This window comes from Brachybacterium sp. ACRRE, from assembly GCF_022346485.1.
Classification (GTDB): domain Bacteria; phylum Actinomycetota; class Actinomycetes; order Actinomycetales; family Dermabacteraceae; genus Brachybacterium; species Brachybacterium halotolerans.
This window is the reverse complement of record NZ_JAKRMO010000091.1, coordinates 1-10745: the sequence shown is the minus strand read 5'-3', so window position 1 is coordinate 10745 and position 10745 is coordinate 1. Positions and strand designations below refer to the sequence as shown.

Genomic DNA, 10745 nt, shown 5'->3' with positions numbered 1-10745 from the left:
GGTCGGCGGGGTCGGTGGGTTCGGTGGGGCCGACGGAGGAGTGCTCTCCCGGCAGGCGGGCTGGGCGCTGCGCTGCATCCAGCTCGCCGTGGTGCTCACCTACTTCTTTTCGGTGCTCGAGAAGTCGGTGATCTCCGGGTCCCCGGCGACCTGGGCGAACAGCGCAGTGTTCGCCTTCGCGTTCATCCGCCGCGGCGCCCCGTGGGTGCAGTGGATGCTGGACGTGCCCTGGCTGTTCCGTCCGGCCCAATGGGCGCTCATCGCCCTCGAGACCATCTCTCCGCTCGCGCTGTTCCTGCGGGGCAGGAAGCTCTACGCGCTGATCGGCGTCTTCCTCGTCTTCCATCTCGCGACGTTCGTGGCGCTCGGGATCCACTTCCTGCCCACGGTGGTGTGCTGGGCGGCGTTCCTGCCGCTCGAGCGGACCACGGCGCGACTGCGCCGATGGGCCGGGCGCCGTCGCGCTGCGCGAGCCGGCGCCGCGCGAGCCGGCGCTGCGCGAGCCGGCGCTGGGCGCGCGGGCGCTCCGGATCCCTCCCGCGCGGGAGTCGAGCCCGAGTAGCCTCGGAGCCCGGGCGGCCCGACGCGGCGCTGCCCGCCGACCGAGGGGAGTCCTCATGCCCAGCCACCAGGCCGCCCGCGCCCTGCCGACGCTTCCCGACGAGGACGTGCGCCGCGTGCTCTGCGTGGTCGCGCACCCCGACGACATGGAGTACGGGGCGTCCGCCGCGGTGCACCGCTGGACCACGCGAGGCGTCGAGGTCACCTACCTCCTGCTCACCGCGGGGGAGGCGGGCATGGCGGAGGCACCGGAAGTCGTCGCCCCGCTGCGCGCCCGCGAGCAGCGGACCGCCTGCACGACGGTGGGCGTCGAGGATCTGCGGATCCTCGCCCATCCCGACGGCATGCTCGAGCCCTCGCTCGACCTGCGGCGCGACGTGGCCCGCACCGTCCGCGACGTGCGCCCGGACCTCGTGCTCACCACGACCTACGAGGTCGAGGCCTACGGCTCCCTGAACCAGGCGGACCACCGCGCGGCCGGGACGGCGGCGGCCGACGGCACGCGCGACGCCGCGAACCCCTGGGTGTTCCGCGAGCTCGGCCACGACGGGTATCGACCGTGGCAGGCCCGCGCCCTGCTCGTCGTCGGCCACTCGCGGCCGACCCACGCGATCCCCGTCGGCCCCGATGACGCCGAGGCGTCGATCGCCTCGCTGCGCAGCCACGAGGCGTACCTCGCGCACGTCACCGGGCACCCCGCGCCCGAGGAGCTCATCCCGCGCGCCCTGCAGGAGGGCGGCGCGCAGAGCGAGGGCGGCGGGCTCGCCGTCACCGCCCGCGTCTTCGACCTCGGAGGGCTCGGAGGCGCGACGGGGGAGTGACCCGTCGGATCAGGCCTCGGGGTCGAGCCGCTCGAGCTCCTCGTCGACGACCTTCGGGTCGAGCTTGGTGAAGATCGGCGAGGGCTTGGAGACCGGGCGACCGGTCTCGACGTCGCGGTGGCCCCATGCGGGCACGTCCGTGTAGTCGCCCGTGATGATCGCGTAGGAGGGGCCGCCGTCAAGGTCCTCGACCTCGCGGGCCTCGGGCAGCGGGGCGATCTGCCGGTCCCCGCCGAGCGCCCTCTCGACCGCGTTGGCGGAGAACGGGAGGAACGGGGCGAGCATGGTGTTGAGGTCGGTGACGGCCTGGGCGAGCACGTGGAGCACCGTGTGCAGGCGCTCCTGCTGCTCGGGGGCCTTGAGCTTGAAGGGCTCCGTCTCCGAGACGTAGCGGTTCGCCTCGCCCACCAGGCGCATGGCCTCGGCGATCGCGGCGCGCTGCCGGTGGGCCTCGATGAGGGAGCCGACGGACCGGAAGCCGCCCTCGATCTGGGACAGCAGCGCCCGGTCGACGTCCTCGAGCTCGCCCGCGGCGGGGATCTCGCCGACGTTCTTCGCGATCATCGCGGCCGTGCGGTTCACGAGGTTGCCCCAGCCGGCGACGAGCTCGTTGTTCGTGCGCGAGACGAACTCGGACCAGGTGAAGTCCGCGTCCTGGTTCTCCGGTCCCGCGGCCGAGATGAAGTAGCGCACCGCGTCGGGCTGATAGCGCTCGAGCATGTCGCGCACGTAGATGACGATGCGCTTGGAGGAGGAGAACTTCCGGCCCTCCATGGTGAGGAACTCGCTCGAGACGACCTCGGTGGGCAGGTTCAGCTTCCCGAAGCGGCCGGGCTCGCCGCCCTTGTCGCCCTCGCCGTTCTGGGCGATGAGCTCCGCCGGCCAGATCTGCGAGTGGAAGACGATGTTGTCCTTGCCCATGAAGTAGTAGGTGAGGGCCTCGGGATCGTTCCACCAGCGGCGCCACGCCTCCGGATCGCCCTGGCGCCGCGCCCATTCGATGGACGCGGAGAGATAGCCGATCACGGCGTCGAACCACACGTAGAGGCGCTTGGTGGGCTGGTCCTCCCAGCCCGGCACCGGGATGCCCCAGTCGATGTCGCGGGTCATCGCGCGCGGCTTGATGTCCTGGAGGATGTTCTGGCTGAAGCGGATCACGTTCGGACGCCACAGACCGGTCGCCTCGCGCTCGTCGAGCCAGCGACCGAGCTCCGCCGCGAGCGCGGGCAGGTCCAGGAACCAGTGGGTGGTCTCGATGAACTCCGGGGTCTCGCCGTTGATGCGGGAGACCGGGTCGATGAGGTCCGTCGGATCCAGCTGGTTGCCGCAGGTGTCGCACTGGTCACCGCGCGCACCCGGCGCGCCGCAGATCGGACACGTGCCCTCGATGTAGCGGTCGGGCAGGGTGCGGCCGGTCGACGGCGAGATGGCGCCGGAGGTGGTCTGCTCGATCATGTAGCCGTTGTCGCGCACGACCTCGAACATCTCCTGCACCACCGCGTAGTGGTTGCGGGTGGTGGTGCGCGTGAACAGGTCGTAGCTGAGGCCCAGGGCGACGAGATCATCGACGATGATCCGGTTGTTCCGGTCGGCGAGCTCGCGGGCGGTCACGCCCTCCTTGTCGGCCTCGACCAGGATCGGGGTGCCGTGCTCGTCGGTGCCGGAGACCATGAGCACGTCATGGCCCGCCATGCGCATGAAGCGCGAGAAGACGTCGGAGGGGACGCCGAAGCCGGCGACATGACCGATGTGGCGGGGACCGTTGGCGTACGGCCAGGCGACCGCGGACAGGACTGTGCTCATGGGACGCAAGTCTACGGACACCACGCCCGCACGCGGACCGCGAACGGCCCGCGTCGACCGATACCCTGGCCACATGAGCACCCATGGCCTTTCCGCAGCCCAGCAGAAGATGCGAGACGCCGGCGTCGCCCAGACGGCGATCGACGTGTTCTCCCGCTACTACCAGCAGCTCGAGGAGGGCGTCACCGGGTCGATCCCGGAGGACACCATCTCCCCGTACCTCGACCCGCCCCGGCTCGAGGACGTCACGATCGACCCGTTCCAGGCCAAGGAGGCCTTCGACCGCCTCGCGATCATCAACCTCAACGGGGGCCTGGGCACCTCGATGGGCATGGACCGCGCGAAGTCGCTGCTGCCCGTGCGCGACGGCAGGTCCTTCCTGCAGATCATCGTCGAGCAGGTCCTGGCCGCCCGGAAGGCGACCGGCTCCCCGCTGCCGCTGCTGTTCATGGACTCCTTCCGCACGCGCGAGGACACCCTCGAGGTGCTCGAGCAGTACCCGGACCTGCCCGTGGGCGACCTCCCGCTGGACTTCCTGCAGAACAAGGAGCCCAAGCTGCGGGCCGACGACCTCGAGCCCGTCACCTGGGAGGCCGATCCCGACCTCGAGTGGTGCCCGCCGGGCCACGGCGACCTGTACACGGCGCTGCAGACCTCCGGTGTCCTCCAGAAGCTCCTGGACGCAGGCTTCAAGTACGCGTCCGTGTCGAACTCCGACAACCTCGGCACGCTCCCGAACCCCGTGCTGGCCGGCTGGTTCGCCGCCTCCGGAGCCCCCTACGCGGCCGAGCTGTGCCCGCGCACCCCCGCGGACCGCAAGGGCGGGCACCTCGCGGTCCGGAAGTCCGACGGTCGACTCATCCTGCGGGACACGGCGCAGACGCCGGAGGAGGAGATGGACTTCTTCACCGACGAGCACCGCCACCCGTTCTTCCACACGAACAACCTGTGGATGGACCTCGAGAAGCTCGACGCGGTGCTGCGCGCCCACGACGGCGTCATGCCGCTGCCCATGATCCGCAACGCCAAGACCGTCGACCCCTCGGACAAGTCGAGCACGCCGGTCTACCAGATCGAGTCCGCGATGGGCGCCGCCATCGAGGTGTTCGAGGGCGCGAGCGCGATCGTCGTCGGCCGCGATCGCTTCCTGCCCGTGAAGGCCACGAGCGACCTTCTGCTGGTGCGCTCGGACGTCTACGACCTCGACCCCAAGAGCGCGCTCGTCCAGCAGGTGCCGTCGGCCCCGACCGTCTCCCTCGACGGCGACCATTACAAACTGATCGGCGACTTCGACGCCCGCTTCCCGCACGGCGTGCCGTCCCTGCGCGAGGCTTCCTCGCTGAGCGTGACGGGCGATCACACCTTCGGGCGTGACGTCGTCGCCCGGGGCGACGCCGTCGTCGGCCCCGAGGACCCCGCGCAGATCCCCGACGGGACCGTCCTCGGCGGCTGAGGACCTGGGGGTGGGTCCCCGTTGCGCGGGGCACCCCCTGCGGATCTGAGGATGGTCGACGCGGTCCATCGGTCATGCACCGGCGTATGGCGGACGTCTCTGCCAGATATGGCAGAGACGTCCGCCATGTGCCGGTGCGCGACTGCCGTCCGGGGTGTGCCACCCCCGCCCGGGTTGCGCCACTCCGGCGCGGGTCGGGAGGTGCGCGGCGCCGCTGCGAGCCTCGGGCTCAGCGCCGCGCCGGCCCTGCCGCGCCTGCCGCCGGCTCCCGCACGAGCCAGTGGCCGATGGGCGGCGAGGTGATCCACGAGAGCACCTTGACGATCGGTGCGCGCGAGGGGATCAGCACCAGGAGGAGCGCCCCGACCACGAGCATCACCGCGTCGAGGTTCGACGTCATCGTGTCGAACCAGCCCAGGTCGCGGGGGATCTGCAGCAGCAGCGGGTGGATCAGGTAGATCGTCAGGGACTCCACGCCGAGGGCCGTGAACCAGTGGTGGCGACGCGGGGCGACCATGATCATCGCGATCGTGAGGATCGTGCCGCAGATCAGCACGAGCACGCGCGTGACCATGCCGTAGACGTTCCCGAGATCGTTCTCGGAGAAGCTGCGGGACATCGTGAAGATGTCGTTGGAGAACATGTCGTGGGTGATCGCCGCGACCACGAGGGCGCAGGCGAAGGCCGCCGCGCCGATCGGCCGTCCCCAGCGCACGTCGCGGATCCTTGCGAGGATCTCCGGCGTGCACATCAGTCCCAGCACGAAGAACGGCAGGAAGCTCAGCACGCGGCCCCAGGTGAGGACGGTGTCCAGGTCCGCGTCGAGGGGCGCCAGCACGGAGATCGCGACCGCGAACACGAGCGGGTAGCGCAGGGAGCGCAGGATCGGCGAGAACACCCGCCAGAAGGTCAGCGCGAGCAGGAACCACAGTGTCCAGGCCGGGTGCCACAGGCTCACGGTGATCGGGTTCCCGTCGAGGAGGTCGCTCTCGATCGAGTGGATGACCTGGAAGATCAGGTATGGCAGGAGCATGCCCGTGAGCAGGCGCGAGACCTGCCGCGGCTCGTTGCGGTAGGAGCGGCAGAGGAAGCCCGAGATCGCGACGAAGGCGGGCATGTGGAACGAGTAGATCCACGTGTAGAGGATGTCGAGGTACGCGTTGTCGTTGCTCTCGATCGTGTGGCCCACGACCACGAGCGCGATGAGGATCGCGCGCGCGTTGTCCAGCAGCGGATCACGGGGCGTCTTCGCGGCCTTCTCGGCCTTCTCGGGCTTCTCGGGCTTCCCGGGGTCCGACGGCGCTGCGCGGGTGTCGAGCGCCGCGGGAGCGGACGTCCCGCGGGCATCGCCGTGGGCGCGGTGCGTGGGCGGGCGCCGCGGCGTGTGCGTCGGAACGGCCGGGGCGCTCCCACCGGCCGGGCCCGTGCCGGCCGTCTCGGTGGGGGCTGGCTCCGCGCTCGGATCCTGCTGGCCGGCCATGCGCATGCGCCTCTCGTCGGGGGTGAACGGAACGTGACGAGGCTAGGACCGGAAGATGACGCGCTCAAGCACCCGCGACGCGAATGGGACGCATCGCGCCCCGCGCGCGAGGACGCGTGTGATCAGGTCGACGGGCCGGGTCGTCGGCAGAACGGACATGTCCGACGGGCTGGTCCGATGGGTCGGTCGGACCGACCGGTCCGGCGGGTCGGTCGAACGGACCGATCCGACGGACCGATCCGACAGAGTCGACGCGCGGCCCGTCGGCCCCCGTCAATCGCGACCGTGGACGTACCCCTCGCCGCCGGTGACGTCGAGGGTCTCGGGGATGATGTTCCCGTAGCGGTGATCGGTCGCGCTGATGGCCTGCTCGTGCAGGAAGCTCAGGAGCTCGATCCGTCCGCTCGCGGTCACCGGGCCCCGGAACAGGGCCACCTCGACGCGGCGCGAGATCGCGCCCAGCAGGGCGTCGTCGGCCTCTCCGACCAGCCGGATCCGCAGGCGGGACTGCGCGGGGACGGCGGCGGCGAACGCGTCGGCGTCCTCCATCCTCACGGTGGTGCCCGCCGGCAGCTCCTGGGCGGCCGCGGCGCGCAGGGCGCCGGTCGCCACGGAGACCTCGATGTCGGCGCCGACGGTCGCCGCCGCGTGCAGCACGCGACGCAGCTCGACCTCTCGAGCGCCCTCGGCGGCGCGCACCACCGTGGGGATCGGCACGTAGCGCAGCACGTTGATCTCGCCGTGCAGGTCCTGCGGGTCGCGGGCGGCGAAGGTGCTGGTCCAGTGGGCCGCGTCCGAGTGCTTCGCCGTGGTCAACCAGGTGGCCTCGTCGCGGATCGCTCCCGAGGGAGTGCGCCGGCCCTCGACGTCGGCCGCATCCATGAGGTGGATGAGGTAGTTCGGGCCGCCTGCCTTCGAGGTCTCTCCGATCGCGGAGCGCTTCCAGCCGCCGAAGGCCTGGCGCTCCACGATCGCGCCCGTGATCCCGCGGTTGACGTACAGGTTCCCGGCCTCCACGTGCTGGGTCCACCAGGCGATCTCGCCCAGGTCCAGGGAGTGCAGGCCGGCGGTGAGCCCGTACGAGGTGCCGTTCTGGATCTCGGTCGCCTCCTCGAGGGTGTCGGCGTGGACGATGCCCAGGATCGGCCCGAAGTACTCGGTGAGGTGGTACTCGGAACCCGGCGCCACGCCCTCGCGCACGCCCGGGCTCCACAGGCGGCCGGACTCGTCGAGCTGCTGCGGCTCGGCGAGCCAGCGCTCCCCGGCGCCGAGGCTGCTCAGCCCGTCGGCGAGCTTGCCGGCGGGCTCCTCGATGACCGGACCCATCTGGGAGGTCGGGTCCGTCGGGTAGCCGACGTGCAGGCTCATCACGGCGTCGGCGAGCTGGGAGGAGAAGCGGCGGGAGCGGGCGACGGAGCCGACGGTGATCACGAGGCTCGCGGCGGAGCACTTCTGGCCGGCGTGGCCGAAGGCGCTCGCGGCGACGTCCTTCGCGGCGAGGTCGAGGTCCGCGTGGGGGGTGACGATGACGGCGTTCTTGCCGCTCGTCTCCGCCTTGATCGGCAGGTCGGGCCTCCAGGAGGCGAACAGCGCCGCCGTGTCGTACGCGCCGGTGAGGACGAGCTGGTCCACCCGCGGGTCGGTGATCAGGGCGCGCCCCACCTCGTCCTCGGGCACGTCGACGATCTGGACGAGGTCTCGGTCGATCCCGGCCTCGTGGACGAGGGCGCCGATGATCGCGCCGCAGCGGCGGGCCTGCGGTGCGGGCTTCATGACGACCGCGCTGCCGGTGACGAGCGCCGAGAGCACGCCGCCGGTGGGGATCGCGACCGGGAAGTTCCAGGGCGGGGTCACCAGGGTCAGGCGACGGGGCGTGAGGACCGCGTCGTCGAGCTCCTCCAGCAGTTCCGCCTGCTCGGCGTAGTAGAGGGCGAAGTCCATGGCCTCGCTGACCTCGGGATCGCCCTGCTCGAGCACCTTGCCGGTCTCGGCGGCCATCACCTCGAGGAGGTCGGCGCGGTGGGCGGCGAAGACGCGGGCGACCTCGCGGACCGCCTGCGCGCGCTCGCTCGCGCCCTTCCTCGCCCAGGTCTCCTGGGCGGCGAGGGCACGGCGGTAGACGTCGTCGACGCCCTCGCGGGTGGTCACCCGTGCCGCCTCGATCTCCTCGATGCCGATGCGGGAGCCGCGCACGCGGTGGATGATCCCGGCCGCCCACTCCTGGTTCGCGGCCGTGGACATGTCGGTGTCGGGCGTGTTGCGGAAGGCGCCGGGACGGGCGGGGATCACGGCCGAGCCGAGCGCCGGCCGCTCCCCGTGCTCCTCGGCCGCACGGTCCTGGTCGCGGTGGGTGGCCTCCGCCGGGCCCTCGATCGCGCGCGCGAGCGACGCCTCGAAGCGCGCCTGCTCCCGGGCGAACAGCTCCTCGCTGTCGTCGAGCTCGAAGACGGCCGACATGAAGTTCTCGCTCGAGGCGTTCTCCTCGAGGCGCCGCACCAGGTAGGAGACGGCCACGTCGAACTCACGGGGGGAGACCACCGGCACGTACAGGCGCATCGAGCCGACGGCCTCGCGCACCACCTGCTGCTGCCCCGGGGCCATGCCTGCGAGCATCTCGAACTCGACCTCGCCGTCGGCCCCGTCGATCCCGCGCTCGCCCATCAGCAGGTGCGCGAAGGCGACGTCGAAGAGGTTGTGCCCGGCGATGCCCAGGTGCACGGCCTCGAGGTGCTCGGGCTCGAGGGAGTCCAGGAGGATCCGCTTGTACTGGGCGTCGGACTCCTCCTTGGTGTGGAAGGGTGCCTGGTCCAGGCCGTGCAGCGAGGCGTCGACCGTCTCCAGGGCGAGGTTCGCGCCCTTGACCACGCGCACCTTGATGGGCGCGCCGCCACGGGCCACGCGGTCCTTCGCGAAGGCGCGCAGGCGCTGCATCGCGGCGAACGAGTCGGGCAGGTAGGCCTGCAGCACGATGCCCGCGCGCAGCTGCATGAGCTCGGGGCGGTCCAGGAGCTTCTCGAACACGTCGAGGGTGAGCTCGAGGTCCCGGTACTCCTCCATGTCCATGTTCAGGAAGGTGGGGGAGTCCTGGCGCGAGGCGTCGAGGTAGAGCGGCAGGAGCGTCTCCACGACGTGGTCGACGGTCTCCTCCGCGCCCCACAGCGAGAGATGGTCGACGATCGAGGAGATCTTGATCGACACGTAGTCGACGTCGTCGCGGCCGGCCATCTCGCGCACGGAGGCCAGGCGCCGCCCGGCCTCGCGGGCGCCGAGGACGGCCTCGCCGAGGACGTTGATGTTCAGGTCGGTGCCCTCGGCGCGCAGACGGCGCACCGAACGGGCCAGGTGCGGGTCGCGCGAGTCGAGGATGAGGTGGGAGACCATGCGCCGCATGACGGCCTGCGCGGTCGGGATGACGGCATGGGGCAGCGTGGGCGCGGTGGCGCCGCCGAAGGAGATCACGCGGCGCAGCGGAGCCGGCAGGAACGACGGCGGGTCCGCGGCGAGCCGCTTGAGCTCGGAGGCGGCCGCGCGGGGATCCTCGGTGCGGATCACGCGGTCCACGAAGGCGACGGTGAAGTCCAGGCCCTTCGGATCCTTGAGGAGATCGGCCAGCAGCTGGGCGGAGCGGGGGACGGGCCGCGCTGCGGCCTCGTGGACCCAGTCCCTGACCTGCGATGCGACCTGCTCGGGCGCGATGGACGTGGTGCGGGTCCGCGTGGTCGTGGGCAACGCTGTTCTCCTGATCTGTCGACGGGACGGGACGTCTCGCTGGCGCTGGCTGAAGCTGGATGCGGGGCACGGCCCGCGGTGTCCCGGGGAACGGCGGGGAGGACGGCGGCGCAGGGCCCGCGACGGGTGCGCCGCGGTGGATGGAGGGCGACGGTGCCCTCCTGCCGTCCTCGGGTCCGTGCGCGCGCCCGAGGGACTGCCATCGTACGTCCGGTGATCGGGTGCCTGTGCCACGATGGGGCACCTGCGGCAGTGTCCGAAGCTGCCCCGACGGAAGGCAGAACACCATGAAGAAGGTCATCTTCCTGCTCGGCCTCGTGCTCGGCTTCTTCGCGGGCTCCCGCATGGGCCGCGGACCCTACGAGTCGCTCGAGTCCACCGCCCGCCAGATCGCCGACGACCCGACCGTCCAGCAGAAGGCGGCCGACGCCAAGGACTCTGCGGAAGCCCTGGCCCAGCGCGCGAAGGACCGCGCGCCCGAGGTCGCCGACTCGGTGAAGGGCGCCGCCGCGGGTGCGGCCACGGCGGTCAAGGACCGCGCGACCCACCGCGCCGACGACGCCTCGGGGGACGACGAGGGCGTCGAGAGCGCGAAGGCATCCTCCTCGGCCTCGGGCTCCGGATCGACGTCCGCGACTCCGGACAGCTCCGCGGGCAGCACCCCCGACACCACCTCGGGCGGCGACGGCGAGGTCGGCGACAAGCCCCTCAGCGCCTGAGCCCCGGCGCCGGCGCATCTGCCGGCTGCACGAGGACCGGCGCACCTGCCGGTGGCACGAAGAGACGAGCGTGGGGGGCCCCGGTACCCGGGGGGGGGGTGTGGCCCGGGGGTGGGATTGTGGCGGGGCGGGGGGGGGCGCCGGGGGGGCCGCGGGGGGCCGGCGGGGGGCGGGCGGGG

Annotated in this window: 6 protein-coding genes and 1 pseudogene; 4 read left to right on the top strand and 3 right to left on the bottom strand. The window is 71.9% G+C overall.

The window, feature by feature from the left end:
- Positions 1-562 (top strand): annotated as a pseudogene (locus MHY49_RS17805) (hypothetical protein); the annotation flags it as partial.
- A gap of 55 nt (positions 563-617) precedes the next feature.
- Positions 618-1382, top strand: coding sequence for a PIG-L deacetylase family protein (locus MHY49_RS17800; RefSeq protein WP_239206385.1), 765 nt, complete (start codon positions 618-620; stop codon positions 1380-1382).
- 9 nt (positions 1383-1391) lie between these two features.
- Here MHY49_RS17800 and metG read toward each other — a convergent pair whose 3' ends face one another.
- The gene (gene metG, locus MHY49_RS17795; protein ID WP_239206383.1) at positions 1392-3185 is read right to left on the bottom strand and encodes a methionine--tRNA ligase; all 1794 of its coding nucleotides are present in this window, start codon (positions 3183-3185) and stop codon (positions 1392-1394) included.
- 73 nt (positions 3186-3258) lie between these two features.
- Here metG and MHY49_RS17790 point away from each other — a divergent pair, with 73 nt between their 5' ends.
- Positions 3259-4638 (top strand): UTP--glucose-1-phosphate uridylyltransferase, encoded by a 1380-nt coding sequence (locus MHY49_RS17790; RefSeq protein WP_239206381.1) that lies wholly within the window; start codon positions 3259-3261, stop codon positions 4636-4638.
- A 229-nt stretch (positions 4639-4867) separates the two neighbouring features.
- On the opposite strand, the gene MHY49_RS17785 is transcribed toward MHY49_RS17790, so the two are convergent.
- Together MHY49_RS17785 and MHY49_RS17780 are read right to left on the bottom strand one after the other, a co-directional pair.
- A complete protein-coding gene (locus tag MHY49_RS17785; RefSeq protein ID WP_239206379.1) occupies positions 4868-6124 on the bottom strand; it encodes an acyltransferase family protein in 1257 nt (418 codons plus the stop codon).
- A 267-nt stretch (positions 6125-6391) separates the two neighbouring features.
- On the bottom strand, positions 6392-9847 hold the full coding sequence (locus tag MHY49_RS17780) for a bifunctional proline dehydrogenase/L-glutamate gamma-semialdehyde dehydrogenase (protein ID WP_228358346.1): 3456 nt from the start codon (positions 9845-9847) through the stop codon (positions 6392-6394).
- A gap of 287 nt (positions 9848-10134) precedes the next feature.
- On the opposite strand from MHY49_RS17780, the gene MHY49_RS17775 reads away from it, so the two are divergent.
- Entirely contained in the window at positions 10135-10566 is a 432-nt protein-coding gene (locus tag MHY49_RS17775; protein WP_239206377.1) for a hypothetical protein, read from the top strand.
- The last annotated feature ends 179 nt before the right edge of the window (positions 10567-10745 follow it).

What these genes read in the sequence shown, in the direction of transcription:
- MHY49_RS17800 (WP_239206385.1), top strand. Translation starts at nt 618, where the DNA reads ATGCCCAGCCACCAGGCCGCCCGCGCCCTGCCGACGCTTCCCGACGAG.
- MHY49_RS17785 (WP_239206379.1), bottom strand. Translation starts at nt 6,124, where the DNA reads ATGCGCATGGCCGGCCAGCAGGATCCGAGCGCGGAGCCAGCCCCCACC.
- MHY49_RS17775 (WP_239206377.1), top strand. Translation starts at nt 10,135, where the DNA reads ATGAAGAAGGTCATCTTCCTGCTCGGCCTCGTGCTCGGCTTCTTCGCG.
- metG (WP_239206383.1), bottom strand. Translation starts at nt 3,185, where the DNA reads ATGAGCACAGTCCTGTCCGCGGTCGCCTGGCCGTACGCCAACGGTCCC.
- MHY49_RS17790 (WP_239206381.1), top strand. Translation starts at nt 3,259, where the DNA reads ATGAGCACCCATGGCCTTTCCGCAGCCCAGCAGAAGATGCGAGACGCC.